The organism is Nocardiopsis quinghaiensis (assembly GCF_008638365.1).
Lineage (GTDB): Bacteria > Actinomycetota > Actinomycetes > Streptosporangiales > Streptosporangiaceae > Nocardiopsis > Nocardiopsis quinghaiensis.
In genome coordinates, this window is sequence record NZ_VWVU01000005.1 from 49,028 (window position 1) to 75,540 (window position 26,513).

Below are 26,513 nucleotides of genomic sequence, written 5' to 3' on the forward strand. Positions count from 1 at the left end.
TTGGGGATTTCGTCCGGCGCCCGAACCGGTCCGGGACGCGTGGACGGGGAGCAGCCGGACCGTGGCGGGCCCTCGCGCCGGGGAGCGCGCCCGGCCGCGCCCCCCCCGGGAACGGGTCACCGGTGCGGGCGGGCCCGGTCCAGGATCAGCCCGGTGTCCACACCCCGGGGCAGGGTGCCGAACACGTGCCCCCACTCGCCTCCCAGACGCGAGGCCGTGAACGCCTCGGCGACCGGGGTGGGCGCGTGCCGCAGCAGCACCGACGCCTGCAGGGTCAGGGCCATCAGCTCCACCACCGACCGCGCCCGGTACTGGGCCTCGTCCAGGTCGCCCAGGGACTGCTCCAACCGCTTGACCGCCGCGTCGTAGTGGTCGTCCACGCCCCCGGCGGTGCCCAGCTCCGTCAGGAAGGCCTCCAGCGACTCCGGGTTGCGGCCCATCGCGCGCAGCACGTCCAGCGCCGCCACGTTGCCCGAGCCCTCCCAGATGGAGTTGAGCGGAGAGTCCCGGAACAGCCGGGGCATGCCCGACTCCTCCACGTACCCGTTTCCGCCCAGGCACTCCAGCGCCTCGGCCGCGTGCGCGGGCTGGCGCTTGGTCACCCAGAACTTGCCCACGGCCACGCCCAGGCGGCGGAAGGCCGCCTCGTCCTCGTCGCCGCGCACCGCGCGGTCCGCGGCACCGGCCAGGCGGGTCATCAGCGCGGTCGCCGCCTCCGACTCCAGCGCCAGGTCGGCGAGCACGTTGCGCATCAGCGGCTGCTCGGCCAGCGTCGCGCCGAACGCGCCGCGGTGCTCGGCGTGGTGCAGGGCGTGCACCACCGCGGCCCGCATGCCCGACGCCGAACCGATCACGCAGTCCAGCCGGGTGCAGTTGACCATCTCGATGATCGTGGGCACCCCCCGGCCGGGCTCGCCGACAAGGTGGGCGACGGCTCCGTCGTACTCCAGCTCCGCCGACGCGTTGGACCTGTTGCCCAGCTTGTCCTTGAGACGCTGGATGTGCAGCGTGTTGCGGCTGCCGTCCTCCAGGACCCGGGGCACCAGGAAGCAGGTCAGCCCCTCCGGCGCCTGGGCCAGGGTGAGGAAGAGGTCGCTCATCGGCGCGGAGGTGAACCACTTGTGCCCGGTGAGGAGGTAGTGCCCCTCCGGCGTGGGGACCGCGCGCGTGGTGTTGGCGCGCACGTCCGAACCGCCCTGCTTCTCGGTCATCGACATGCCCGCGAGGAGACCGCGCTTGGTGTGGGGCGCCCGCAGCCCGAAGTCGTAGGCGCGTGCGGTGAGCAGCGGCTCGTACCGCCGCGCCAGCTCCGGGGAGTGGCGCAGCGCCGGGACGGCCGCGTAGGTCATCGAGACGGGGCACCCGTGACCGGCCTCGGGCTGGGACCACAGGAAGAACTTGGCGGCACGGGCCACGTGCGCGCCCGCGCGCTCGTCCGCCCACGGCGCGGCGTGCATGCCCTGTTCCACCGCCTGGTCCATGAGCACGTGGTAGGCGGGCTGGTAGTCGACCTCGTCCACCCTGTGGCCGTAGCGGTCGTGTGTGCGCAGCACCGGCGTGTAGGTGTTGGCGGACTCGCCCCAGGCGCGCACCCGCTCCGATCCCGCCGCGTCGCCGACCTCGCGCACCTCCGCCTCGGCCCACCCGGCGCCCTCGCGCTGAAGCCCCTCCAGGAGGGCGGGGTCCTCCGCTGCGGCGTAGTCGCCGAGCGGGGGCGCCTGGTTGAACACCTCGTGTGTGGGGGGCATGTCGGCTCCCTTTCCGTTGCTGGTCGCGGGCGGTCGGAGTGCGGGAATCCTACCTCTGGAAGGCTTCGAACCGAACCCGGTTCGGTGACACCGGCCTCCCGAACCGGCTCGGACGGGGACGGGGCCGGTGCCTACCGTGCGGATCACGGCCAGAGCAGACCGCGCTCCCAGGGCGCGTCCGTGCCCTCGCGGGCGTAGCGCAGCCGCGTGTGGCGCCGGTCCGGGTCGGCCTGCCAGAACTCGACCTCCGTCGGCCGGACCAGGTACAGCCCCCAGTCCTCGGGCACCAGCCCGGGGTCGCGCTCCAGCCTCTCCCTGCTCTCGTCGGCCGTCCGGTCGATGTCGGCCGGGTCGGACAGGGGCTCGCTCTGCCTCCCGTGCAGACCGGCCACCCGGGACTCCAGCGGCCGTGCCAGGTAGTCGGCGGCGCACTGCTCCGGACTCGCCGGTTCCGTCCGGCCGCGCACCCGTACCTGGCGCCCCTGCGCGCTCCAGTAGAAGAGCAGCGCGGTGTGGGGATTCTGGTCCAGCTCCCGGCCCTTGCGCGAGGTCGTCGTGGTGGCGAACCACCAGCCCTCGGGCGTGAAGTCCTTCATGATCAGCACCCGTGCCGACGGAGCCCCGGCCCCGTCCACGGTGGTGACCACCATCGCGTGCGGTTCGGACACCCCGTCACGGAGCGCGGCGGTGAACCACTCCAGGAACAGCTCCGCCGGGTCCTCGGGCGCCGCGCCCGGATCGAACCCCGGTACCCGCCCGGCGAACACCGGCAGGCCCCGCAACAGGTCGCGGATACCGTCCCGCACCGACCTTCGCTCCTCCGACACGGCCAACCCCCAGGATGTGTGTAGACCGGCGGCGTCCGTCCGGAGCACCGCGTCCCCCGATTCTTCTGGGCCGCGGCGGTCCGGGGCAAGGTGCCTTTCGGGGCCGTGGACGAGGTGGAGGGCCGGAAAGGGGGCGGACGGGGCCGTGGGCCGCCGTCTCCGCGGTGCCTCTCCGCGGCGCCTCAGCCGGTCCTGGCGGCGTGCCTCGCGGCCACGGCGGCGTCGTAGCGGTCCAGCACCACACGGGCCAGCTCGGGTACGTCGCCCAGCGCCTCCGACACCGCCCACGCGCCGGCCTCCAGCGACTGGGCGCGCACCCGGTCGGCGAAGAACCCCGGCGCCAACAGGTAGGTCGCCACGGCCACCCTGGACGCGCCCCGCTCGCGCAGGGCGGCCACCGCCTGCCCGGGGCGGGGCGCCGAGGCGGACGCGTACGCGGCCACGACCTCCCGCCAGGGGCCGCGACCGGCCAGCTCCGCCGCCATCGCGGCCACGGTCGCGTTCGCCTCCGGATCGCTGGAACCGGCCGACGCCAGCACCAGGGCCGTGTCCGGGCCGGGACGTGCACCGGCCTCCGCCAGGCGCCGCTCCACCGCGTCCGCCATCAGCGGATGCGGACCCAGGGTGCGGGCGTAGTGCACGCGCAGCCAGGGGCTGCGCTCGCGCGCGCCCGCCAGCACCCTCGGCAGGTCCACCTTGCTGTGGTAGGCCGCCGTCAGCAGCGTCGGCAGTACCACCGCCTCACCCGCGCCGCGGGCGGCCAGCACCTCCAGCGCCTCCTCCGCGCTGGGCGCCACGTGGTCCAGGTAGGACACGCGCACGTCCAGCTCCGGACGCAGCGACCGCACCCGGTCGAACACCGCCGACACGGCCGCCGCCGACCTCGGGTCCGCGCTCCCGTGCGCCACCGCCAGCAGGGGCACGCCCTCCTCGGACGGCCCGCCGCGCGGCCCGCCGTGCGATGCCCCGGTCCTGTCCGCCGCCATGGTCACCTCGCCTCGTTCCCGTGCACCCGTGCCGCGCCGCGGGCGGGCTGGCGGGCCCGCCAGCGGCACGTGCTCACACGTGGATGCCGCACTCGGTCTTGCCCGTCCCGGCCCACCGGCCGCTGCGCGGGTCCTCACCCGGCGCCACCCGCCGCGTGCACGGCTCGCAGCCGATCGAGGGGTAGCCGTCGTACTGGAGCGGGTTCACGATCACCCCGTTCCCGGTCATGTAGGCGTCCACCTCCTCCTGGGTCCACCGGGCGATCGGGTTCACCTTGGTCATCCGCCGCCGCTTGTCCCACTGCACGACGGGGGTGTCGCGTCGGGTCGCCGAGTCGTCCCGGCGCAGACCGGTCAGCCAGGCGGCGTAGGGCTCCAGCGCCCTCTGGAGGGGCTCCACCTTGCGCAGGTGGCAGCAGATGCCGGGGTCGCGCCCGTGCAGGCGCGGGCCCAGGGCCAGGTCCTGCTCGGCCACCGTGCGGACGGGCTCGACGTTGATCAGGTTGATGTCGTACACCGAGGCCACCGCGTCGCGGGTGCCGATGGTCTCGGGGAAGTGGTAGCCGGTGTCCAGGAAGACGACGTCGATCCCCGGCACCGCCTTGGAGACCAGGTCGACCATGAGGGCGTCGGCCATGGAGGAGGTCATGCACAGCTGGTCGCCGAAGGTCTCGGAGGCCCAGGAGATGATCTCCCGTGTGGAGGCCTCCTCCAGTTCGCGCGCGGCCCGCTCGGCGAGCTCGGGACCGCCCACGGGGGCGATGGTGGTGGAGTTCATGAGTTCCCTTCCGTCGGTCTGGAGGGGGCGCCTCCCGCGGAGAACGACGCGGAGCGCAACCCGACGTACTTGATCCGGAACACCCGTGCACAGGAGAGGCAGGCCCAGGGGTAGCCCTCGCCCTTGGCGGGGGCGCCCTCCTCCGGCACCAGGTCCTCGTCGCCGCAGTAGGGGCAGTAGTAGGGTGCGGCCCTCTCGGACACGGCGCACCTCCCTCTCTCGCTCGGGTTCCTCAGGTCGTTTCCGGCCGCACGGTCGGACTACTTCAGGTCGGCGTCCTCGGCCCGGCCGGCCCAGGACGCGAACGACTCGCCGTCCTTCCTCTGCTCCTGGAAGCGGCGCAGAACCCGCTCGACGTAGTCGGGCAGCTCGTCGGCGGTGGCCTTCAGGCCCCGGATCTTCTTGCCGAAGGACCGGGTCAGTCCCATACCGCCGCCCAGGTGGATCTGGTAGCCCTCCACCTGCTCGCCCTCGGAGTTCAGCATCAGCTGGCCCTTGAGGCCGATGTCGGCGACCTGGATGCGCGCGCACGAGTTCGGGCAGCCGTTGACGTTGATGGTCACCGGCTCGTCGAAGTCCGGCAGCCGCTTCTCCAGCTCGTCGACCAGGGAGGCCGCCCGGCCCTTGGTCTCCACGATCGCCAGCTTGCAGAACTCGATACCGGTGCAGGCCATCGTCTGGCGGCGGAACACGCTGGGGTTGACCTGCAGCCCCTCCGACTCCAGGGCGGAGGTGATCGAGGAGACCCGCTCCTCCTCCACGTCCAGGACGACCAGCTTCTGGTCGGCGGTGGTGCGGATGCGGTCCGAGCCGTGCTCCTCGGCGATGTCGGCGATACGCAGCAGCGTGGTGCCCGAGACGCGGCCGACCTTCGGCGCGAAGCCCACGTAGAAGTTCCCGTCGCTCTGCCGGTGCACGCCCACGTGGTCGCGCTCCAGGCCGGGGTCCAGCTCCGGGCCGGGGCCGTCGGGCAGGGCGTGGCCCAGGTACTCCTGCTCCAGCACCTCGCGGAACCTCTCCGCGCCCCAGTCCTTGATGAGGAACTTGATCCGGGCGCGGGTGCGCAGGCGCCGGTAGCCGTAGTCGCGGAAGACCGCGCAGACTCCCGCCCACACCTCGCTCACCTGGTCCGGACGCACGAACGCGCCCAGGCGCTGGGCGAACATCGGGTTGGTGGACAGGCCGCCGCCGACGAACAGGTCGTAGCCCGCCTCGCCCGCCTCGTTGCGCACGCCCACGAACGCGACGTCGTTGATCTCGTGGTTCACGCAGTGCGAGGTGCACCCGGAGATGGACGTCTTGAACTTGCGCGGCAGGTTGGAGTACAGCTGGCTGCCGATGTGGTCGTCGTAGACCTGGCGGATCGCGGGGGAGGCGTCGATGACCTCGTCCTCGGCGACCCCGGCCAGGGGACAGCCCAGGATGACGCGCGGGGTGTCGCCGCAGGCCTCGGTGGTGGACAGGCCCACCGACTCCAGCTTCTCCCAGATCGCCGGGACGTCCTCGACCTGGATCCAGTGGAACTGGACGTTCTGGCGGTCGGTGATGTCGGCGGTGTCGCGCCCGTGGTCGCGGGAGATCTCACCGAGCGCGCGCAGCTGTGCCGCCGACAGCTGGCCGCCGTCGATGCGCACGCGCAGCATGAAGTAGCGGTCGTCGAGCTCCTCGGGCTCCAGGACGGCCGTCTTACCGCCGTCGATGCCCGGGGCCCGCTGGGTGTACAGACCGAACCAGCGGAAACGTCCGCGAAGGTCGGCGGGGTCGATCGAGTCGAACCCGCCCTTGGAGTAGATGTTGATGATCCGATCGCGGACGTTGAGCCCGTCGTCGTTCTTCTTGTTCTCCTCGTTCTTGTTCAGCGGCTCGCGGTAGCCGAGGGCCCACTGGCCCTCGCCGCGGCGGCGGCGCGGCTTGGCCGCGGTCGCTGTCTTGCCGGGCTGCGCGGAAGAGGGAGGCATCGCGGGTGTCTCCGATGAGGTGTCGCGGGGCGCTCACGGCCCCGGCGCCCGCACCGCATGACCCGTGTCGCGCGCACATCGTCGTGCTGGCGAACGAGTGGAATCCGCGTGTGGAGACTCAAGAAAAGGGAGAGCGCCGGTGCCGCGCGCACCCCTGGGGTGCGTCAAAAGGCGGCGAGATTAACCGACGCTGCAACAGATGGCACTGCGGACCCGAAGGAAGTCCACGTGGCGGCGCACGCAGAGCATGGGGTCCAGAGCAGCGATCATGCAATGAGAATGTCACGGGGGTCGGCGCTTTGTCCAGGCGCCCCCGCGCGGTGCCCGACGTGAGTCACGTCACCCGTAGGGGTGGCCGGGTGCGGCGCGACGTCCCAGGACCGCTAACGTTTCTCCCGTGGTGGGTTTCTGGGAGGGACTGTGGTTCACGGTCGAGGCATGGCTGAGACGGCATCCCCGCACGCACAGCGGGATGCTCCTCGTCCTGCGCACCATCCGATCCTTCCTCAGTGACCGGGTCATCGGGCTGGCCGCCGAGTCGGCGTTCTTCACCCTGATCTCCCTGCCCGCGCTCATGCTCTGCCTCCTGGGCGCGCTGGGCCCGATGGCCACCGTGCTCGGCGAGGACTTCGTCGAGGAGATCCGGCTGTGGATGCTGGACCTGGCCGCGCGGGTGCTGACCCCGGACACGGTGGGGAGCGTGGTCGAGCCGCTCGTCGACGACTTCCTGGGCGGTGTCCAGGGCGGGCTGCTGTCGGTGACGTTCCTGGTGTCGCTGTGGTCGGGGTCGCGGGCGATGAACGTCTTCATCCGCTCGATCACGATCTCCTACGGCCTGGACGAGCTGCGCGGCTGGATGCGCCAGCGCGTCCTGGCCTTCGTCGCCTACCTGGGCGGGCTGGTGTTCGCCCTCCTGGTGCTGCCGATCATGGTGGCCGGGCCGGACCTGCTCAACAGCCTCCTGCCGAGCACGGTGGGACGGCTCAACCTGTTCTACTGGCCGACCGTCGCGCTGCTGGCCACCGCCGCGGTCACGCTGCTGTACGCGCTGAGCGTGCCGGTGCGCACCCCGCTGTGGCGCCACCTGCCCGGAGCCCTGCTGGCCACCCTGGTGCTGATCGCCGGTTCCGTCGCGCTGCGCACCTACCTGGACGCCTCCCTGGGCCAGGTGAGCATCTACGGTTCGCTGGCGGCGCCGATCGCCATCCTGGCCTGGCTGTACGTGATGGCGATCGCCGTGCTGGTGGGGTCCTCCTTCAACTCCGAGATCGACGCCATGTGGCCGACCCCGCGTACCGCCGCCGCCCGGGCGGAGCTCGCCAACCGGGGCTTCGACCGGGCCAACCGCCTCGTCAAGCGCCGGAAGCAGGCGGTCATCGACACGATCGCGGAGGAGAACGGCCGCTGACCGGTCGCGGACGGCCGCGGCCCGGGACCGTCCGGAGTTCCCCGAACGTCCCGTCCTGGATACGGGGCTGATCCGCTGCGGAGCGGACGGACCGGCCTGCCGCTGGTGCCCTGCTACGGGTGCGGCCAGTGAGAACACGGTGGCCGGATCCGGCCATTTTCGGTGTGAACCTCATGTCATCCAGAGGTGTCCATTTCCCTGTCTGGTAGGGGCTGACAGTGTGTCCTGAATCCCATGTTCGGATGACTCTCCAGCTCAGGGGAGGAAGGCCGGGACAACGGCCGCGGACGCGGTGAGCGGAGGCGGTTCCGTTGGCACATGGCCGGAATAGGCGCGCCGAGAACCGATCAGTATCATCTCGTGCAGCATTGACTACGCGTGTGCTGACACCATCGCTTGGTAACCCCCAGGCCGCGACCCGCCGTCATCGCTGACCGAGGTCCCCGTACACGAACAGGTCCACGTTCCCCATGCCTTCGGAGGCACCATGAGCCGGGAGTCCCGACCCGGGCAGTCCCGGCCCACCGCCGTCATCGTCATCGCGTCCGACGAACGCAGAGCCGAGATCCTCATCGAGGGGCACCGCCAGGTCGTCACCGGCCAGGCTCCCCGGGAGACGCGGCGCGCTGCGCTGGACGTCGCCACCGGCTACGCCGCCAGGATCGGGCAGCCGGTCCTCATCGACGCCCGCGACGCCAACGGCTACTGGCACCTGGTCGCCACACCCGACGGCGTGGTGCAGGCCGCGGACCAGGCAGTGTCCGGGCGAGCTCCGGCGCCGGCGCCTCCGACCATCCTCCGAGAGGAGGGCTCCGGCGGAAGGAAGCGCGCACTGGTCATCGTGGGGGCCGCCGTGCTCGCCCTGGTACTGCTCGGCGGCACGGGCGCCGTCGTCTGGCGCCTCCTGCCCGGCTCCGAGGCGGCGTCCGGACCCGGGGCCACCGCGGACGTGACCACCCTGAACCACCCGGCACCCCCCGGCTTCGCCGGGACCGTCGACTTCAGCCGGGAACTCGCCCCGAGCAGTCAGCCGGGCGTCAGCCGCGAGGGCGACATGCTCGCCTACGTCGATCCCCAGGAGCGCCTCAACCTGCTCGGCGCCGAGGGCGAGCGCCGGTGGTCGGCGGAGCTGCCCGTGGCGGCCGGCGAGGTCCTCGGCGCCCCCCGCTTCGTGGAGTACGGCGGTGAGGCCGCCGTCGTCATGGAGACCGCGGGAACCCTGTGGTTCTGGCCCACCGCGGGCGGCTCTCCCAGCAGCGTGGAGATCCCCGAGGACACCTCCGCCCAGTACGCGGGCACTTCCGTTCTCGTCCGCAACGACCAGGATGCCTTCGTCCCGGTCGGGGAGGAACTCCGGCCGGTCGAGGTGCCCGAGGGTTCCGCGCCCATGCTGGCCGAGGGGGAGGACGTCCTCACCGCCGTCCTCAACGGCCCGTGGACCTGGGTCGGCCCCGACGACGGCCCCGTGGAGGTCAACGCCCAGCGTCCGGAGCGGGCGGGCGAGATGGAGTCGGTGGTCACCGCCCTGCGCGAGTACGTCATCGTCCGCTGGGAGCCCCTCCAGGGTGAGGGCACGCTCCTGGCCTTCCACGACAGCCGGGACGGCAGCGTCGTCGGCAGTGTCGAGGTCGACCCCGCCGATCTGGAGGGCGTGCGCCACCGCTCCGGCCCCATCGGTACCGACCTGGTCGCCTACGGGCCCGCGGTACTGGCCCCGGAGAGCGGCCGGTCCGCCGCGGTCCCCGGTTTCGAACCCGACATCACGGTCGGCTCCCGCGTCTTCGGCCGGCTCGACGGTGCCCTCGTGGCCGTCGACGCCGAGGGCGAGGTCGAGGAGGCCGAGGAGGGCTCCGTCCAGCCCAGTGGCCTGCTCGGTGAGCGGGCCGTCGTGGTCCATGACGACCACCTTTATGCCATCCCCTCTGAATAGATCAGTTCACAAGAGAAGAAAGGAGTGGGATGTCCCCCAACAAGCGGATTTTCACCGTGACTGCGGCCGGCCTGTTCATGGCCGGGTTCTCCGCGGCACCGGCGTTCGCTGCCCCCTTGGACGAGTCTGCCTCCGAGGCCGCCTCCCAGAGGGCCGAGGACGCGGGTATCGACCTTCCGGTCAACGAGTTCGACGCCGACGACGAGGGCAACGACCCCGGCGGTCCCAGTGACCCGGGCGAGGGTGGTGATCCGGGCGACGGTGGCGACCCTGGTGACCCGAGCGACCCTGGTGATCCGGGCGACGGTGGCGACCCGGGTGACCCCGGTGATCCGGGCGACCCTGGTGACCCCGGTGACCCTGGTGATCCGGGCGACGGTGGCGACCCCGGTGACCCTGGCGACCCTGGTGACCCTGGCGACCCCGGCGATCCGGGTGACCCTGGTGACCCGGGCGACCCTGGTGACCCCGGTGACCCTGGCGACCCCGGCGACCCCGGCGATCCGGGTGACCCTGGCGACCCGGGCGACCCTGGTGACCCGGGCGATCCCGGTGACCCGGGCGACGGCGGCACGCCTCCGGACAACGGCGGCACGCCTCCCGGCGACGGCACCGACCCGGGTGACGACGACGGTGACGAGAGCCAGGCTCCCGGCATCAGCGCGCCCGGCAGCACCATCGCCGACGGCGGCCTCCCCGAGGCCCCGGCTCCGGTCAGCAGCGGTGGTGACGAGGCCCTCGCCACCACCGGCGTCGACATGCAGGGCTTCGTGCTCGGCGGCGCCGTGGTGACGGGCATCGGTGCTCTGGCTCTGTGGGCCAGCGCCCGCCGCCCGGACCCGATCGCCTAGCGGGTACCCCGCGGCGCACGGTCTCCCAGGCCCTCGGGTCCTTCGGACCGTGCACGCACGGGCCCCGGCCGTCCTTCGACGGCCGGGGCCCTCTTGCGTTCCTCCCGTTACCGGGGACCCCGGGCGGTCTCACACGCGAGGACGCAGCGCGAACGCCAGCAGGAAGGCGCCCACACCGGCCCCCGCGATCACCCACAGCGCGCTCCCCAGGCTGGAGGAGTCGGCGAGGAAGCCCACCGTCGGCGGGAAGGCCAGGAAGCCCGCGCGTCCGAGCCAACCCACGACGGTGACCCCGTCCCCGGTGCGCACACCCGGCACGTTCCCCGCCGCCGCCAGGGTCAGCGGGAACAGCGTGGACACGCCCAGTCCCATCACCCCGAAGCCGATCACCGTGGTCACCGGGTGCGGTAGCAGCAGGGCGAACGCGATCCCGCCGCCCGCGAGGAGCCCGCAGGCGCGCCCCACCGCGACCGCGCCGAAGCGGTCGGTCACCCGGTCGCCGAGCAGGCGGCCCAGCGTCATCATCGCCTGGCAGGCCACGAACGGCATCGCGGCCAGGAACAACGGGGCCTCCAACTCGGAGGTCATGTACACCGCTCCCCAGGAGGCGGCCGAGTCCTCGATGCCACCGGCGAACATCAGCAGCACGCCGAGCAGCAGCAGGAGCAGTACGGCCCGCCCGGGGACGCGCAGCCGCCGCCCGTTCTCGCCGTCGGTCCCGTCCTCCCGCTCGCTGTTGTCCGGCCCCGGCAGCAGCATCCGGCTCACCACCAGGTTCACGCACACCAGAAGCACGGCCACGCCGCCCAGATGCCACAGGATCGGCACCCCTGCCCCTGCCACGGCCGCGCCGAGCAGGCCGCCGGTGACCGCGGCCATGCTCCACACCGCGTGGAAGGTGTTGATGATGGTGCGTTGGTAACGTCGCTGGACGCGCAGCCCGTGCGAGTTCTGCGCCGAGTCGGTCCAGGCGTCCGCGCTGCCCAGCACGAAGAGCGCCGCCGCCAGCATCCACCAGTTCTGCGCCAGCGCGATGAATGGAAGCGCTCCCAAGGAGACCAGGCTGGTGCCCACGGCCGTTCGGCCGCTGCCGAACCAGTGGATCATCGGACCCGCCAGCATCCCGGTCAGGATCGCTCCGGTGGGCATCGCCGCGATCGCCAGTCCCAGTTCCGCGTTGCTCAGCTCCAGTTGCGCCTTGATCACCGGGAGCCACGGCACGGCGTTGGTGTAGGTGAAGCCGTTGACGAAGAAGAGGGTGGAGACCGCGCCCCTGGCCCGGCGAGCCTCCGGAGGCGGGGACGCGGACCTGGTCTGGGTGTTCACGGCGGCTCCCACGGTGGTTTCGGTGCGCGCAGATATTATCCAGTCCGGTCATCGGATGACATACCTTTTCCGCGACCCGCCGCGACGGGCTTGCCTTAGGGCGCGGTCCCGATTTACATGGAGGTCCCGCTCCGTCATCGAACGGACCCCGCCCGCCCCGACCTCCGGTACCCAGCCCTCCCCGAACGCCGCCCGTGCCCCCAGGGCCCTCGGCCCCGTTCCGCGGTCCGCTTCCGCGCAAGGGCCACCCAGCCCGCTGTCCGCCGACTCCCTCGCGCCGGGAACCGTGCCCGTACGGCCCGGACGGAACCGGAAGATCCCATGATCAACACGAGCGCGCTGCGAGAGAAACCCACACTCACCGGGAGGAGCGTACGTCTGGTGCCCCTGGCCCCGGAGCACACCGACGCCTACTTCACCGCCAGCCTCGACGGGGAGGTCCGCAGGCTCACCGGCACCCACCGCGACATCACCTACGCGCAGGCCAAGGAGTGGTGTGAGACCCGCGTGGACCGCACCGACCGCCTGGACCTGGCCATCACCGCGCCCGAGGACGGGCGCTACCTGGGCGAACTGTCCATCTACGCCGTCTCTCCCGAGAACGAGAGCGCGGGATACCGCATCGCCCTGTCCGCGATCGAGTTCACCGGTCAGGGCCTGGGCCGGGAGGCAACCCAGCTCGTGCTGGAGTACGCCTTCGAGCGCATCGGCCTGCACCGCGTCTGGCTGTACGTCTACGCCTTCAACATGAGGGCCATCGCCGCCTACCGCTCCTGCGGGTTCTCCGTGGAGGGGCGGCTGCGCGACTCCCTGCTGTGGGAGGGGCGCCGCCATGACGCCCTGCTGATGGCCGTGCTCAGGAACGGCTTCCGCCGTACCTGACGCATGGGTTTTGTCCGGGCCCGGGGTTGCAAACGCCGTGTCGGGGGGTATCCCGGTAGCACTTTCCAGCGGCTCACTCCACACAGCCGAGAGGAGCGGTACCGGGGCCCGGGTCCCGGACCGGTGAGGACATGAACCCAGTACCCGTTTCACTGCCCTTCGCCGACCGGTCGGAGGCGGGACGCCGCCTCGCGGAGCGGGTGCGCCCCTTCACGGTCAACGATCCGCTCGTGCTGGCCCTGCCCCGAGGCGGGGTACCGGTCGGTGCGGAGCTCGCCCAGCGGCTCGACGCCGACTTCGACGTAGTCATGGTCCGCAAGATCGGCATGCCCGGCCGGCCCGAGCTGGGGGTCGGGGCGATCGCCGAGGACGGACGCGTACTCTACGACGACCTCGCCCTGGCCCGGATGCACGTGCCCCGCCAGGCCCTGTCCGACACCGTCGCCGCCGAGCGCGACGAACTCGACCGCAGGCGCCGCGTCTACCGCGGTGAGCGCCCGGGCCCCAGAATCGCCGGGCGCGACTGTGTGGTCGTGGACGACGGCGTCGCCACCGGCGGCACCGCGCGCGCCGCGCTGCGCATGATCCGCCAGGCCGGACCGGCCCAGCTGGTCCTGGCCGTGCCCGTCGCCTCGCCGGAGGCGGTCGAGCTGCTGCGGGAGGAGGTCGACGCCCTGGTGGTGCTCAGTGCGCCGGACAACTTCCGTGCGGTGGGGGAGTGGTACCGCGACTTCGGCCAGCTCTCCGACAGCCGCGTCACCGAGATCCTGGCCGAGAGCACGCACACGCACACGCACACGCGGCCGCGGCCCGACACGGCCCGAGGCGTGCGCGTGCGTGCCGGGCGGGTCTACCTCGACGGCGATCTCACCGTACCCGCCGACCTGCACGGTGCGGTGGTCATGGCCTCGGAGGAGGAACGCGGCGGCCATCGGCGGCGGTCGGTCGCCGCGGTCCTGCAGCGGGCGGGGTACGCCACCCTGGTCCTGGACCTGCTGACCGGACAGGAGCGCTCCTCCGGAACCGGCGGTGTCGAGGCCGGCGTCCTCGGCGAGCGGTTGGGCGCCGCGGTCACCTGGCTGCGCCGGGCCGCCGACGCGGCCGACGAACCCCTGGGCGTGCTGGCCTCGGGTGAGGCCGCCGCGGCCGCGCTGGTCACCGCGGCCGAACAACCCCAGGACGTGGCCGCGGTGGTGGTGCACGGCGGCCGGATCGATCTGGCCGGGGACAGCCTGCCGGGTGTGCGGGCACCGGTTCTGGTGCTGCTGGAGGGCGGAGACTCCTTCGTGCGCGAACTCGGCGAGTGGGCACGCGGCCGGATGGGCGGTCCCACCGACCTACGGGTGACGGCGGGCGCCGAACGGCTGCTCGGGGACTCCGGCGAGTGGCGACGGGTGGCCTCGCAGGCCCTGGACTGGTTCGACCTGCACCTGGGCCGGGAGACCCGGTGAGCCGGGCCGGGGCCGTCCCCCTCGGAGGATCGTGCGTGGGTGTCACAGGAGGCGGGGGCATGAGAAAACCCGCGGCGCCCTCGACGGTTGTCGTCGGGGCGCCGCGGGTTTACTCGGGGGCCGGGGCCACCGGGGAAGATCCGTTGTGCGCGGGAACCTCGGTCAGGCAGCGTTGGCGCGGCGCATACGGCGACGGCGCTCGGAAGCGCGCTCGTCCTCGTTCAGACCGCCCCAGGTTCCGTACTTCTCCGGACGCGAGATCGCGTAGTCCAGGCAGTCGGTTCGAACCGGGCAGGCCGCACAGATCTCCTTGGCCTTGCGCTCGCGGATCTCCCGCTCCGGCTGGCGTTCGCCGTCCGGGCCGAAGAAGAGCACAAGGTCCTCGCCCCGGCACGCGGCGGCATCCTGCCACCCCCAGCTCGGGCGGGGGCGCAGCGCGGCCTGCCGACGTACCTGAGACATGCTTGAACCACCTCTACTGAAATCACTAGTAAGCTGTCGAAAAAGCTTCAGTCACCAAAAATTGGTCATGCGGCGTGAGCGCCACCCCGCACGACGCGAACGCCGTGGGGCACTGGCGATGTTCCCCGGTGTGTCTGAGACCACGAGAAGCACAGCCTTGCGGCACTGGTCCGCCGATGACGGAGTGCTCTCACGCGAACGGCTGCGGAGGCGGTGACGGCCTCCGTCCGAGCCGGTACGTAATCATGCCATCCCCACTCCCGCTCATGCACGAGGGGTAGGGAAATTACTCGCACAACCGTTACCGAAACCTGATGGCTGTCGACCGATCTACGGTCGTTTGTCCGAGTTTTTCGCACATCGTCAGATCTGACGCCTTGCGAAGGACACAGCACATCGTATGGTGCGATGTCCCTCCTGCCTAGGGGCTTCCTCTGATGTGCCGATCACATTGCGGTCTGTGCGGAGTTCCGGGTTCAGGCCTGACCGTATGTCTTCACCCTCCGTCGCTACGGCCCGAAAGCCGCCGGACGCCGTCCCCCGCCCCGTCGGAGCCCTCCACACCTCCCCGGACCACTTCCGCGCCCCTCCGCGACACGCCGTGCCTCGCGGCGGGTCGTGGTCGCCGCCCCGCCCGCTCACGTGCGTTGGCGCCCTCCCCTAGGGGAAGGGTCAGGGAGCGGCATCGGAACAGGTCGTGGTGTGTGGGCGTCCCAGACGGTAGAAAGCAACGGATGCGGCCCCTTTGTTCCCGGCCGCGCTCCCGGCAACGGGACCCGACACAAGGAGGAACGAGACACCGTGGCCCTCTTGCGACTCATCCTGAACGTCATCTGGCTCTTCGTCGCCGGGTTCTGGTTGGCGCTCGGTTACGTCATCGCCGGGATCATCTGCTGTGTCCTGATCGTCACGATCCCGTTCGGGATCGCCTCCTTCCGAATGGCCAGCTACGCCATCTGGCCCTTCGGCAGGGACCTGGTCCGCAGGTCCGGCGCGGGCGACGGCAGTACCGTCCTCAACGTCATCTGGGTGATCGTCGCCGGATGGTGGCTGACCATCGGCCATATCGCCACCGCGCTCGGCCTCGCCGTCACTATCATCGGTATCCCCATGGCCTGGGCTTCGCTGAAGATGATCCCCGTCGCCCTGGCGCCCTTCGGCAACGAGATCGTCCGCAGCGGTCACCCCCGGGAACCCTGGCAGTTCTGACAGCGTTGACCTCCCGGACTCGGGAGAACCAGGGGAGCCGTTCGCGCGTCTCCCACACCACCCCGCGGCTGTCGGACCCCAGGCGTCCACCGCGCAACATCCAGAGAATGGAGTCCATGTGCAAGCCCAGCGGCCGGGAGTGTGGGCGCTCCTGAACAAGTGGCTCGCCTCCCGTCGAGCCCGAGCCGAACGCCTCGCCAGGCTGGAGGCGGAGAAGGAACGCGCCCAGGCCGAGTCGCAGAGCGCGGACGAGGGACCGGCCGAGTCGCAGCGGTCCGGCGACGACGACCTCCTGCGGTCGATCAGCGACGTGGCCTGGCGGATCCTGATCATCGGCGTGGTGGCGGGCCTGCTCATCTACGCGCTCGTCTACATGTCGGTCGTCACCCTGCCCGTGATCCTGGCGGTGTTCATCACCGCCCTGCTCATGCCGGTCGCCAACTGGCTGCGCCGCAGGGGACTGGGCCGGGGCAGCTCGACCGCCGTCTCCATCCTGACCGGACTCATCGTGTTCGGCGGCGTGATCTCGCTGATCGTCACGCCCGCCGTGCAGGGCTTCGGCCCCCTCGTGGACAGCGTCACCAGCGCGGTGGGCGAGCTCCAGAACATCCGGGTGCCCTTCGGACTCGACCCGGCGCTGTTCACCGACATGATCGACGAGGCCTGGGGACAGATCCAGGACATGATCACCCAGAACCAGGACCAGCTGCTCAGCGGTGCCTGGACCGCGACCTCGGCGGTGATCTCGGTCCTGGTCGGCATCGTCCTGATCATCGCCCTGACCGTGTACTTCGTGCACTCGGGCGACCAGCTCATGGACTGGTTCCTCACCCTGCTGCCGCCCCGTTCCCGTCCGGGCCTGAGCCACGCGGGCGACGTCGCCTACGGGGTGATGGGCCGCTACGTGCGCGGTGTGGCGGCGGTCGGCTTCTTCGACGCCGTCGGCATCGGCATCGTCCTGGTCATCGTCCTGGACATCAACCTGGCCATCCCGCTGATCGTGCTGACCTTCGTCGGCGCCTTCCTGCCGATCATCGGCGCCTTCGTCACCGGGCTGCTCGCCGCCATGGTGGCGTTCGTGACCGAGGGCTGGATCATCGCCGTGATCGTGGTCGGCGCCGTGGTCGTGGTGCAGCAGCTGGAGAGCAACGTCTTCGCGCCGCGCATCTACGGCGCGTCCCTCGACCTGCCCTCGCCCATCGTGCTCATCGCGATCGCCGTCGGCGCCGTCGTCGGCGGGGTACCGGGTATGTTCCTGGCCACCCCGGTGGTCGCCGTGCTGGCCGCGCTGCTGCGCAACCGTCCGCCCGCCGCCGGCGGCGACGGTCCGGCGGACGAGTCCGACGACGTCACCAGGGTGGAGGCGGACACGGTCGTGGTCAGGCCCGACGGGGACGACGGGAAGGACGGTGACGGCGCCTCCGCCGAGACCAGGGAGTAGACCGGCACCGCGGAGCGGACGTGGAGGGGGAGGGGTGCGGCCGGGGCGACGACCGGCGCTGCCCCTCCCCGTCGTCCGGGGGAATGCACCGTGCCCCCGTTCCGTTGGCCGAGGGAGTACCCGGGCCCACGGGAAGCGGAGAAACTCCTCGTATTATCCCCCACCTGTGCCGTTAGTCTGGGTTGGTCGGCCAGAGGCGAGCGCGTGGAAGGGCCGTGCCCCCACGCCGCACACGCGCGCCCGGCCGCACCGAACCGTTCCGCCACTCTTGAGGAAGCCCCACCATGCTGATCGCCACCGACCTCGAACTGCGCGTCGGTCCTCGACTCCTGTTGGAGCCGACCACCTTCCGTGTCGCCGGAGGGGACCGGATCGGGCTGGTCGGCCGCAACGGTGCGGGCAAGACCACGATGACCAAGGTGCTGGCGGGCGAGGGCCTGCCCACCGGAGGCACGGTCACCTCCTCCGGCAGTATCGGCTACCTGCCCCAGGACCCGCGCACCGGCGACCTGGACGTGATCGCCCGGGACCGGGTGCTGTCCGCGCGCGGCATCGACGAGGCCTTCCGGGGCCTGCGCGAGGCCGAGAAGAAGATGGCCAGCACCGACACCAAGACCCGGAACAAGGGCGTGCGCGCCTACTCGCGCTGGGATGAGCGGCTGCACGTCCTGGGCGGGTACGCCGCCGAGGCCGAGGCCTCCGCCATCGCCTCCAGCCTGGGCCTGCCCGACAAGGTGCTCTCCCAGCCGCTGCACACGCTCTCGGGCGGCCAGCGCCGCCGGATCGAGCTGGCGCGCATCCTGTTCAGCGGCGCGGACACGCTGCTGCTGGACGAGCCCACCAACCACCTGGACGCCGACTCCATCGCCTGGCTGCGCGACTTCCTCAAGTCCCACCAGGGCGGGCTCATCGTGATCAGCCACGACGTCGAACTGGTCGAACACGTGGTGAACAGGGTGTTCTACCTGGACGCCAACCGCAGCGTCATCGACATGTACAACATGGGCTGGAAGCTGTACCAGCAGCAGCGCGAGGCCGACGAGCGGCGGCGCAGGCGCGAGCTCGCCAACGCCGAGAAGCAGGCCGACACCCTGCGCAAGCAGGCGGACAAGTTCCGGTCCAAGGCCACCAAGGCACGCGCCGCCCAGCAGATGCTCAACCGGGCCGACCGCCTCCTGGACGGCGTGCAGGGAGTACGCAAGTCCGACAAGGTGGCCAAGCTGCGCTTCCCCGACCCGGCGCCCAGCGGCCGCACGCCGCTCATGGCCGAGGGGCTCTCCAAGTCCTACGGCTCCCTGGAGATCTTCACCGGGGTGGACCTGGCCATCGACCGCGGCAGCCGCGTGGTCATCCTCGGCCTCAACGGCGCGGGCAAGACCACCCTGCTGCGGCTGCTGGGGGATGTCGAGAAGCCCGACACCGGCCGGGTCATCCCCGGCCACGGTCTCAAACTCGGCTACTACGCCCAGGAACACGAGACCCTGGACGTGAACCGGACCGTGCTGGAGAACATGATGAGCGCGGCTCCCGACCTGCCGGAGGTGGAGGCGCGGCGCACGCTCGGATCGTTCCTGTTCACCGGCGACGACGTGGACAAGCCCGCGAGTGTGCTCTCCGGCGGTGAGAAGACCCGGCTGGCCCTGGCCACGCTGGTGGTCTCCAGCGCCAACGTGCTGCTGCTCGACGAGCCCACCAACAACCTGGACCCCGCCAGCCGCGAGGAGATCCTGGGGGCACTGCGCGGCTACAAGGGCGCGATCGTGCTGGTCACCCACGACGAGGGCGCGGTGGAGGCGCTCCAGCCGGAGCGGGTCATCATGCTGCCCGACGGCGTGGAGGACGTGTGGAACGCCGAGTTCGAGGACCTCATCGCGCTGGCGTGAGCCGGTGGTGCCGCTGGACGCCCAGGACGTGGAGAGGTTCACCTCCCTCCTTTCCGGTCGGTGATTACTGCGTTCCGAAACCTGGTTTCGGAACGCAGCACCCCGTGTGGGGCCGGAAGGCGTGGCGGACCGGGAGCGGGATGCCTGATCATGAAGGGGGTCCCGCGAAGGGTGATCGAACGACTCAGAGGAGTGATCTGTGAACGACGTGCCGGGAAAGGGCAGGCGGCTGGTGGGAACCGACCGCTCCGAACTCGCCGCCCAGCTCAAGCGCCGCTACGAGGCGGGGGAGAGCATCCGTATGCTGGCGGCGGCCACCGGGCGCTCCTACGGCTTCGTCCACCGGCTGCTGAGTGAGGCCGGGGTGGACCTGCGGGGCCGTGGTGGAGCCACACGCAAGGCGTGATCCTCCCGTGCGCCCCTTTCGGTTACTGCTGAGTAATATCTGGGGTGACACCGAGCACGACGGAGGAAGCACATGACACAGGCGTCGAACGGGCCCGCACTGCCGCCCACCGAGGAGGAGCTCTCCCGGGCCCGGCTCAAGCTGGCGGTGGAGGGACCTGTCGCCCGCGTCACCATCAGCTGTCCCGAGCGCCGCAACGCGATGACCGGACGCACGTGGACCACATTGGCCCACATCGGCCAGACCCTCCCCGAGGATGTCCGAATCGTGGTGCTCTCCGGGGAGGGGGACACCTTCTCCGCCGGAATCGACCTCGGCATGTTCAGCCCCGAGGGCGTCGACGGAGAGCGCTCCATGGTCGCGGGGCTGGCAGACGGCACCTCCACCGAAGCCGAGATCCAGGACTACATCGCCGGTCTGCAGGAGGGTTTCCTCTGGCTGCGCCGCCCCGACCTGGTCACCGTCGCCGCCGTACGCGGCCACGCCATCGGCGCGGGCTTCCAGCTGGCCCTGTCCTGCGACATCCGCATCCTGGCCGACGACGCCCAGCTGTGCATGAAGGAGCCCGCCCTCGGCCTGGTCCCCGACCTCACCGGCACCAAGCCCCTGGTGGACATCGTCGGGGTCAACCGCGCCGTCGAGATCTGCCTGACCGCCCGCCGCGTCGGCGCCCGGGAGGCCGGGACACTGGGCCTGGCCGAGCTCGTCGTCGCCTCCGACGAGCTCCCCGGCACCGTGGACGACGCCGTCGCCGCGCTGCTCGCCACCGACCGCGAGGCCGCCACCGCCACCAAGGCCCTGCTCCAGCAGGCGGCGGGGAACACGCTCCAGCAGCAGGCCGAGGCCGAGCGCGTGGCCCAGGCGAGCCGACTCGCCGCCCTGGCCCGGGGGGTCTAGAGCGTGTCCGGTGGGCGCTGCCCGTCGCGCAGCAGGGCATGTGTCCGCCGGACACGCCTTGGTCACGCCGGCCCGCCCGTGCGCACGGGGCACCGTGCGCACGGGCGGGACTCCCGCCTGCGGGAGCGGACCCGCGACGGGTTCGGAAGCGGTGCGGGGAGACCCGTATCACCGGTGAGAAACCATGGTCCGGCCCCCGCCGCGAGGCGGTTTCTAGTAAGCTTCCGAAAGCGGTCGTGACATGCCGCGCGCATCCGAGCGCGCCCAGGCCGCGCAAGACGCGGAGAGCGTGCCGACCCGGTTGGCGCCACTCTTACCCAAGAGTTGCTCGTCCCCCACAGCAGTGTGGAAATCGCGAGCTCAGGAGCCCCGCACCATGCAGGGGCCCGCTTCCGCGTGTGATCAGGCGCGTTTGTGTGATTTCTTCGCTGGCCCGGCCGTGTGGAGCCTTCCTCGAAACGCTGCCAAACGATGAGGAAGGTATACGTCACTTGACGACGGACACTGCCGTAATGCCTGCTTTCGACACGCTGGGACTTCCCAAGGACATCGTCGGAGAGCTGGCCAAGAACGGTGTGACCACCCCGTTCCCGATCCAGGCCGCCACCATTCCCGACGCTCTCGAGGGCCGCGACGTCCTCGGCTGCGGCCGTACCGGATCGGGTAAGACCCTGGCCTTCGGCCTGCCGGTCCTCGTGCGCGCCGCCGAGCGCCGCGCCGCCGCCAACCGCCCCCGGGCCCTGATCCTGGTGCCCACCCGAGAGCTGGCCCACCAGGTCCGCGACGCCCTGCGCACCTACGCCCGCATCGTGGGCGCGCGTGTGGGCGACGTGGTCGGCGGCAGCTCCTACACCCGCCAGATCAACGAGCTGCGCCGCGGTGTCGAGGTCCTGGTCGCCACCCCCGGCCGTCTCAGCGACCTCATCGACCAGGGCGTCTGCGACCTGGGCGACGTGGAGGTCTCGGTGCTCGACGAGGCCGACCAGATGTGCGACATGGGTTTCATGCCGCAGGTCAGCGAGCTCCTGGACCAGGTGCACCCCGAGGGGCAGACCCTGCTGTTCTCGGCCACGCTCGACGGCGACGTCGACAAGCTGGTCCGCAGGTACATGAACGACCCGCAGACCCACTCCGTGGACCCGCCGGTCTCGCAGGTCACCGCGATGGAGCACCACCTGCTCAAGGTGCTGCCCCGCGACAAGAACAAGATCGTCACCCAGATCGCCGCGCGTGACGGCCGCACCCTCCTGTTCGTGCGCAGCAAGTACCGCGCCGACAGCATCAGCGAGCAGCTGGCCGCGGCGGGCGTGCCCTCCGCGTCCCTGCACGGCGGCAAGACGCAGAGCGTGCGTACCCGCACCCTCGCCAAGTTCCGCGAGGGCAAGATCCAGGCCCTGGTCGCCACCGACGTCGCCGCCCGCGGCATCCACGTCGACGGCATCGACATGGTCGTCAACATCGACCTGCCCACCGGACACAAGGACTACCTGCACCGGGGCGGCCGCACCGCCCGCGCTGGCGCCTCGGGCCTGGTGGTCTCCCTGGTCGCGCCCAACCAGCGCCGCATGGCCCGCCGCCTGCTCGGTGACGCCGGCGTCGACGCCAAGCAGCACCTGGTCAACCCCGGTGACGAGCTCCTCTCCGAGGTGACCGGCGCCAAGGAGCCCTCCTGGGAGCCGTGGATCGAGCCGCCGGAGCCCGTGCGCGAGCGCCGCGGCCGTGGCGGCCCCCGTCGTGGCGGCGGCTACCGCGGAGGTTACCGCGGTGACCGCAACGGCGGCGGACAGCGCGGTGGCGGCTACCGCGGCGACCGCGGCGAGGGCCGTGAATCCGGTCCCCGCGGCGGGGGTTACCGCGGCGGCGGCCCGCGCCGGGGCGACCGCCACGGTTCCGCTCCCCAGCGCTAGACGGCGGCAGAACGAGAACGGGCCCGGGCCCGGCAGGTGGCACCTGCCGGGCCCGGGCCCTTCACCGGGGTCGGTTACTTCTCTCGGACACTGACACCCGGCTACGCCCCCCCCCACGGGCCGGGGCGCGACCGTGTGCCCACGGACGGTTGTTGATCCGTTACGGTCCTTTGCCTCCCCTTCGCGTGTCCGCCCGGGGCCCACCGCGGGCGGCGTGCGAGGTTGCGGGATGGCCCCGATCCGCCCGGGGCGTCCTGGCCGCACGAGGGGGAGCGCGTGAACGTCCTCAGCGACGCAGTCGTCGCCGTCAACGACGTCTTCTGGAGCTACTTCCTCATCCCGCTCCTGATCATCCTGGCCTTCTATTTCACGGTGCGTTCGGGGCTCGTGCAGCTGCGCCTGCTCCCGGAGATGTTCCGCGTCATCCGCAGCGCCCCCGGGATCGCCCCCGACGGGCAGAGGGAGATCTCCTCCTTCCAGGCCTTCGCCGTCTCGGCCGCCTCCCGGGTGGGCACCGGCAACATCGTCGGCGTGGCCACCGCGATCGTCCTCGGCGGCCCGGGCGCGGTGTTCTGGATGTGGGCGATGGCCGCGCTGGTGGGGTCGGCGGCGTTCGTGGAGTCCACCCTCGCCCAGCTGTACAAGGTGCGCACCAGTACCGGGTTCCGGGGCGGCCCCGCCTACTACATGCGGTACGGGCTGGGCCTTCGGTGGATGGGCGTGCTCTTCGCCGTGGTCATCACCGTGACCTTCAGCCTGGTGTTCAACACGGTGCAGGCCAACAGCATCGCTTCCGCGGTCTCCACCTCCGTGGGTGCTCTGGGCGGGTCTCCCGGGCTGCCGCTGTCGGCCGTGGTCGGCCTGGCCCTGGCGGGCCTGACCGCCCTGGTCATCTTCGGCGGGATCCGGCGGATCGCCCACGTGGCGCAGGGCCTGGTCCCGCTGATGGCGATCCTCTACATCCTGATCGGCCTGTACGTGGTGGTCGTCAACATAGGCGAGGTACCCCGGGTCATCGGTGACATCCTCACCTCGGCCTTCGGGGCGCGCGAGTTCGTCGCGGGTGGAGTGGGCACGGCAATCGTCCAGGGCATGCGGCGCGGCATGTTCTCCAACGAGGCGGGCCTGGGATCGGCCCCCAACGCCGGCGCCACCGCCTCGGTCTCCCACCCGGCCAAGCAGGGGCTGGTGCAGACCCTGGGCGTGTACTTCGACACCTGGCTGGTGTGCTCGGTGACGGCCTTCATCGTCCTGGTCGGCGACCCCGACTTCGGAGGGGGGACGGGCGTCCAGGTCACCCAGGGCGCGCTGGAGGCCAGTCTGGGGGAGTGGTCGGTCCACGCGCTCACGGTCATCCTCTTCCTGTTGGCCTTCACCTCCGTGCTGGGCAACTACTACTACGGCGAGACCAACCTGTTGTTCCTGGACAGCACCCCCCGGGACATGACCTACTTCCGCTACGCGGTCCTGGCCGCGGTCTTCCTCGGCTCGGTGGCCCCGCTGACCCTGGTGTGGAACCTCGCCGACGTCTTCATGGGCGTCATGGCCACCGTCAACCTGCTGGCGCTGGCACCGCTGTCGGCGACCGCCTTCCGGCTGCTGGCCGACTACAGCCGCCAACTGCGCAACGGGCTGGACCCCCAGTTCACGCTCTCCAAGATGCCCGGGCTGCGGAACGTGGAGTGCTGGGGCCCTGCCTCCGGCGTCCTGCCCGAGGACGTCCAGCGCTCCGAGGGCGAGGCGCCCGCCGACCCGGGCCTGGCAGCCGACCGGAAACGGGACGAGGACGAGTTCGGTGGGACGGACGAGGAGCGGTTCGACGGGGACGACGGCCCGGGGGAGGAGGGCCCGCAGGAGCGTTGACGGTCCGCCGGGGCGGGAACCGGGGGCCCGGCCACGCGCGCTCGCCGCGATGGTGCCCGCGGGCCTGGTGTGGTAAATGGGTGTATGGGGAGCGCCGAAGGTGATATTCCTGTCCGGGATAAGACACCTCGGCTGACTTTGGAAGCCGGTTGTCCACAGGTTCGAGCGGGAGGTCCACGGGCGAAAACGATTTTCGCTACTATGGCTGCAGTTCTCGCCCGACCACCCGGAGTACCACCGTGCCCGACCGGACGACCCCCGACGCCGCCCCTGATCCCGCCGAGCCCGCTTCCGGCACGGCCACCGAACCCGTACCCGCCTCCTCCCTGGGCGACACACTCGTCGGAGGGTGGGACGACCGGGGCGAGGAGCTGCCCCCCGAGGACTGGGGACGCGACGGGAGGCAGCGCAGGACCGGGACGGTCTGGCTGTTCGCCCTGTTCATCACCGCCATGGCGGCGGGGCACGCCTGGCTGTCCGACCAGCTGACCAGCCAGGCCTTCCTCGCGTGGGCCACCATCTTCACCGCGATCAGCTTCCAGGCGATGCCCTTCCTGGTCTTCGGGGTGGCGTTGTCGGCCGCGCTCACCGCGTTCGTCCCGACCTCGGTCTACCAGCGGCTCATCCCCGCCAGGCCCAACCGCGCGGTACCGGTGGCCGGGGTCTCCGGAGCGCTGCTGCCCGGATGCGAGTGCGCCTCGGTCCCCATCGCCGGAAGCCTGATGAAGGGCGGGGTGGCGCCCGCCGCCGCGCTGACCTTCCTGCTGGCGGCGCCGGCCATCAATCCCATCGTCATGATCGCCACCGCGGTGGCCTTCGCGGGGCAGCCCGAGATGGTGCTGGCCCGGTTCGTGGCCTCCCTGCTGACCGCCGTGGTCGTGGGATGGGTCTGGGTGCGCTTCGGCCGCGCCGACTGGCTGCGTCTGCCCTCCCACAACCACGCCTTCGGCGACTCCCGGTGGAAGGTCTTCCGCGAGTCGATGCTGCACGACACGATGCACGCGGGCGGCTACCTCGTGGTCGGCGGCCTGGCCGCCGCCACCCTCAACGTCATGGTGCCGCGCGAGTGGCTGCTGACGGTGGCCGGGGCCCCGGTGGTCTCGGTGCTCGTGCTCGCCGTGCTCGCCATCCTGCTGTCCATCTGCTCCGAGGCCGACGCGTTCGTCGCGGTCAGCCTCACCGACTTCTCGCCCACCGCCAAACTCGCGTTCATGGTGATCGGTCCGATGGTCGACCTCAAGCTCATCGCGATGCAGGCGGGGGTGTTCGGTTGGCGCTTCGTGGCGCGCTTCGCGCCGCTGTGCCTGCTGGTCGGTCTGCTCAGCACGTTCCTGATCGGAGGCCTGGTCCTGTGAACCGTATCGCCCAGGGGCTCACCCTCGTGCTGCTCGGCGCCGCCGCGCTGACCAGCACCGTGGCCACGGACCTGTACCTGAACTGGGTCAAGCAGAGCTTCGGGCCCTTCCTCATCGCCGCGGGCGTGGTCATGGTGGTACTCGGCGTTCTCGTCATCGTGGCCGAGCTGCGGGGGGAGAAGGAGGCCGCGGCCACCGGAGGGGAGGCAGGCAGGGCCGGAGGGGTCGGGGAGGAGGCCTCCGGAGCCCACCACGGACACGCCGACGGGCACGGACACGACCACTCCCGCGCCCCCGGGGTGGCGTGGCTGCTCCTGCTGCCCGTGCTCGCCGTCTTCGTCGTCGCCCCGCCCGCGCTGGGCTCCTACACCGTGGAGAGCACCGCCGGCTCCACCGGCCCGCCGCCGGAGCAGCCCCGGTCGGGCCGGTTCGACGACGGGCTGGACGAGGCGGCTCCGGACGAGGTCGTCGCGATGGACGTCCGCCAGTTCGTGATGCGCGCCTGGGTGGACGAGGAACGTGGGATGGCCGGGCGCGAGATCGAGCTGACCGGGTTCGCGGTACCCGCATCCGAGGGCGAGGGGTGGTACCTGGCGCGCCTGCAGATGGCCTGCTGCGCCGCGGACGCCATCGTCAACAAGGTCCGCGTCCTGGGCGAGCCGGCGCCGGAGACCGACACCTGGTGGACGGCGCGCGGCACCTGGGTCGAACCCGAGGGCGAGATCTCCGAGGTCAGCGAGCACGAGTTCGAGATCCTGGAGATGGAGGAGGTCACCGACCCGCCGGATCCCTACGAGTAACGCTCGGGGACGCCTGAAAAGCCCCCACCGAGTATCCGAGGCCCCTGTCCGAATCCTCCTGAGGGCGGACGTTGGTCCCTTCATGCCCGTTGTCCGCCACACCGCCGACGTTTCGTCGGATGGCAGACCCCTCGGGTGACAATGG

The 26,513-nt window shown here is 71.4% G+C and carries 22 protein-coding genes; 14 read left to right on the forward strand and 8 right to left on the reverse strand.

Features of this window, described 5'->3' with window-relative positions; all coding sequences use genetic code 11:
- Nucleotides 1-116 precede the first annotated feature (116 nt).
- From FYX01_RS12625 to FYX01_RS12650, 6 genes are all read right to left on the reverse strand, one after another.
- Nucleotides 117-1,748, reverse strand: a complete 1,632-nt coding sequence (locus tag FYX01_RS12625) for an acyl-CoA dehydrogenase family protein (protein WP_150240849.1) — start codon at nt 1,746-1,748, stop codon at nt 117-119.
- 143 nt (nt 1,749-1,891) lie between these two features.
- The gene (locus tag FYX01_RS12630) at nt 1,892-2,554 is read right to left on the reverse strand and encodes a pyridoxine/pyridoxamine 5'-phosphate oxidase (protein WP_223830426.1); all 663 of its coding nucleotides are present in this window, start codon (nt 2,552-2,554) and stop codon (nt 1,892-1,894) included.
- A 203-nt stretch (nt 2,555-2,757) separates the two neighbouring features.
- A complete protein-coding gene (locus FYX01_RS12635) occupies nt 2,758-3,561 on the reverse strand; it encodes a sirohydrochlorin chelatase (protein ID WP_150240853.1) in 804 nt (267 codons plus the stop codon).
- 73 nt (nt 3,562-3,634) lie between these two features.
- Complete coding sequence (locus FYX01_RS12640) at nt 3,635-4,339, reverse strand: phosphoadenylyl-sulfate reductase (RefSeq protein ID WP_150240855.1); 705 nt, start codon at nt 4,337-4,339, stop codon at nt 3,635-3,637.
- Nucleotides 4,336-4,542, reverse strand: coding sequence for a hypothetical protein (locus FYX01_RS12645; protein WP_150240857.1), 207 nt, complete (start codon nt 4,540-4,542; stop codon nt 4,336-4,338). Before FYX01_RS12645 ends, FYX01_RS12640 begins: the two co-directional genes overlap by 4 nt.
- Nucleotides 4,543-4,599: 57 nt before the next feature.
- Nucleotides 4,600-6,297 (reverse strand): nitrite/sulfite reductase, encoded by a 1,698-nt coding sequence (locus tag FYX01_RS12650; protein ID WP_150240859.1) that lies wholly within the window; start codon nt 6,295-6,297, stop codon nt 4,600-4,602.
- A 397-nt stretch (nt 6,298-6,694) separates the two neighbouring features.
- On the opposite strand from FYX01_RS12650, the gene FYX01_RS12655 reads away from it, so the two are divergent.
- The 3 genes from FYX01_RS12655 (at nt 6,695) to FYX01_RS12665 (ending at nt 10,486) form a co-directional block, all read left to right on the forward strand.
- A complete protein-coding gene (locus tag FYX01_RS12655; RefSeq protein ID WP_150240861.1) occupies nt 6,695-7,705 on the forward strand; it encodes a YihY/virulence factor BrkB family protein in 1,011 nt (336 codons plus the stop codon).
- 487 nt (nt 7,706-8,192) lie between these two features.
- Nucleotides 8,193-9,635 (forward strand): hypothetical protein, encoded by a 1,443-nt coding sequence (locus FYX01_RS12660; RefSeq protein WP_150240863.1) that lies wholly within the window; start codon nt 8,193-8,195, stop codon nt 9,633-9,635.
- Nucleotides 9,636-9,664: 29 nt separating this feature from the next.
- Nucleotides 9,665-10,486 (forward strand): hypothetical protein, encoded by an 822-nt coding sequence (locus tag FYX01_RS12665; RefSeq protein ID WP_150240866.1) that lies wholly within the window; start codon nt 9,665-9,667, stop codon nt 10,484-10,486.
- A 129-nt stretch (nt 10,487-10,615) separates the two neighbouring features.
- Here the strand turns inward: FYX01_RS12665 and FYX01_RS12670 are convergent, their stop codons facing one another.
- Nucleotides 10,616-11,812, reverse strand: a complete 1,197-nt coding sequence (locus tag FYX01_RS12670) for an MFS transporter (RefSeq protein ID WP_150240869.1) — start codon at nt 11,810-11,812, stop codon at nt 10,616-10,618.
- 321 nt (nt 11,813-12,133) lie between these two features.
- On the opposite strand from FYX01_RS12670, the gene FYX01_RS12675 reads away from it, so the two are divergent.
- Together FYX01_RS12675 and FYX01_RS12680 are read left to right on the forward strand one after the other, a co-directional pair.
- The gene (locus tag FYX01_RS12675; RefSeq protein ID WP_150240871.1) at nt 12,134-12,694 is read left to right on the forward strand and encodes a GNAT family N-acetyltransferase; all 561 of its coding nucleotides are present in this window, start codon (nt 12,134-12,136) and stop codon (nt 12,692-12,694) included.
- Nucleotides 12,695-12,825: 131 nt separating this feature from the next.
- Nucleotides 12,826-14,145: a phosphoribosyltransferase family protein gene (locus tag FYX01_RS12680; RefSeq protein WP_150240873.1), complete on the forward strand. Its 1,320-nt coding sequence runs from the start codon at nt 12,826-12,828 to the stop codon at nt 14,143-14,145.
- Between the two features lie 162 nt (nt 14,146-14,307).
- On the opposite strand, the gene FYX01_RS12685 is transcribed toward FYX01_RS12680, so the two are convergent.
- Nucleotides 14,308-14,607 carry a WhiB family transcriptional regulator gene (locus FYX01_RS12685; RefSeq protein ID WP_017588640.1) on the reverse strand — a complete coding sequence of 100 codons (300 nt, stop codon included), beginning with the start codon at nt 14,605-14,607 and terminating at the stop codon, nt 14,308-14,310.
- Nucleotides 14,608-15,408: 801 nt separating this feature from the next.
- Between FYX01_RS12685 and FYX01_RS12690 the strand changes: the two genes are divergently transcribed.
- The 9 genes from FYX01_RS12690 to FYX01_RS12730 all read left to right on the forward strand — a co-directional run bounded on the left by FYX01_RS12690 (nt 15,409) and on the right by FYX01_RS12730 (nt 26,368).
- Nucleotides 15,409-15,816: a YccF domain-containing protein gene (locus FYX01_RS12690; RefSeq protein ID WP_150240875.1), complete on the forward strand. Its 408-nt coding sequence runs from the start codon at nt 15,409-15,411 to the stop codon at nt 15,814-15,816.
- Nucleotides 15,817-15,955: 139 nt separating this feature from the next.
- The gene (locus tag FYX01_RS12695) at nt 15,956-17,257 is read left to right on the forward strand and encodes an AI-2E family transporter (protein WP_150241309.1); all 1,302 of its coding nucleotides are present in this window, start codon (nt 15,956-15,958) and stop codon (nt 17,255-17,257) included.
- A gap of 284 nt (nt 17,258-17,541) precedes the next feature.
- Nucleotides 17,542-19,140 (forward strand): ABC-F family ATP-binding cassette domain-containing protein, encoded by a 1,599-nt coding sequence (locus tag FYX01_RS12700; RefSeq protein ID WP_150240877.1) that lies wholly within the window; start codon nt 17,542-17,544, stop codon nt 19,138-19,140.
- A gap of 199 nt (nt 19,141-19,339) precedes the next feature.
- On the forward strand, nt 19,340-19,546 hold the full coding sequence (locus FYX01_RS12705) for a helix-turn-helix domain-containing protein (protein ID WP_150240879.1): 207 nt from the start codon (nt 19,340-19,342) through the stop codon (nt 19,544-19,546).
- Between the two features lie 72 nt (nt 19,547-19,618).
- On the forward strand, nt 19,619-20,443 hold the full coding sequence (locus tag FYX01_RS12710; RefSeq protein ID WP_150240881.1) for an enoyl-CoA hydratase/isomerase family protein: 825 nt from the start codon (nt 19,619-19,621) through the stop codon (nt 20,441-20,443).
- Nucleotides 20,444-20,955: 512 nt separating this feature from the next.
- Entirely contained in the window at nt 20,956-22,350 is a 1,395-nt protein-coding gene (locus tag FYX01_RS12715; protein WP_150240882.1) for a DEAD/DEAH box helicase, read from the forward strand.
- A gap of 276 nt (nt 22,351-22,626) precedes the next feature.
- Complete coding sequence (locus tag FYX01_RS12720; RefSeq protein WP_150240884.1) at nt 22,627-24,213, forward strand: alanine/glycine:cation symporter family protein; 1,587 nt, start codon at nt 22,627-22,629, stop codon at nt 24,211-24,213.
- Between the two features lie 239 nt (nt 24,214-24,452).
- Entirely contained in the window at nt 24,453-25,568 is a 1,116-nt protein-coding gene (locus FYX01_RS12725; protein ID WP_150240886.1) for a permease, read from the forward strand.
- On the forward strand, nt 25,565-26,368 hold the full coding sequence (locus FYX01_RS12730; RefSeq protein ID WP_150240888.1) for a TIGR03943 family putative permease subunit: 804 nt from the start codon (nt 25,565-25,567) through the stop codon (nt 26,366-26,368). The genes FYX01_RS12725 and FYX01_RS12730 overlap by 4 nt, the downstream gene beginning before the upstream one ends.
- Nucleotides 26,369-26,513: the final 145 nt, after the last annotated feature.

What these genes read in the sequence shown, in the direction of transcription:
- FYX01_RS12715 (WP_150240882.1), top strand. Translation starts at nt 20,956, where the DNA reads ATGCCTGCTTTCGACACGCTGGGACTTCCCAAGGACATCGTCGGAGAG.
- FYX01_RS12625 (WP_150240849.1), bottom strand. Translation starts at nt 1,748, where the DNA reads ATGCCCCCCACACACGAGGTGTTCAACCAGGCGCCCCCGCTCGGCGAC.
- FYX01_RS12710 (WP_150240881.1), top strand. Translation starts at nt 19,619, where the DNA reads ATGACACAGGCGTCGAACGGGCCCGCACTGCCGCCCACCGAGGAGGAG.
- FYX01_RS12700 (WP_150240877.1), top strand. Translation starts at nt 17,542, where the DNA reads ATGCTGATCGCCACCGACCTCGAACTGCGCGTCGGTCCTCGACTCCTG.
- FYX01_RS12675 (WP_150240871.1), top strand. Translation starts at nt 12,134, where the DNA reads ATGATCAACACGAGCGCGCTGCGAGAGAAACCCACACTCACCGGGAGG.
- FYX01_RS12640 (WP_150240855.1), bottom strand. Translation starts at nt 4,339, where the DNA reads ATGAACTCCACCACCATCGCCCCCGTGGGCGGTCCCGAGCTCGCCGAG.
- FYX01_RS12685 (WP_017588640.1), bottom strand. Translation starts at nt 14,607, where the DNA reads ATGTCTCAGGTACGTCGGCAGGCCGCGCTGCGCCCCCGCCCGAGCTGG.
- FYX01_RS12635 (WP_150240853.1), bottom strand. Translation starts at nt 3,561, where the DNA reads ATGGCGGCGGACAGGACCGGGGCATCGCACGGCGGGCCGCGCGGCGGG.
- FYX01_RS12660 (WP_150240863.1), top strand. Translation starts at nt 8,193, where the DNA reads ATGAGCCGGGAGTCCCGACCCGGGCAGTCCCGGCCCACCGCCGTCATC.
- FYX01_RS12665 (WP_150240866.1), top strand. Translation starts at nt 9,665, where the DNA reads ATGTCCCCCAACAAGCGGATTTTCACCGTGACTGCGGCCGGCCTGTTC.
- FYX01_RS12650 (WP_150240859.1), bottom strand. Translation starts at nt 6,297, where the DNA reads ATGCCTCCCTCTTCCGCGCAGCCCGGCAAGACAGCGACCGCGGCCAAG.
- FYX01_RS12680 (WP_150240873.1), top strand. Translation starts at nt 12,826, where the DNA reads ATGAACCCAGTACCCGTTTCACTGCCCTTCGCCGACCGGTCGGAGGCG.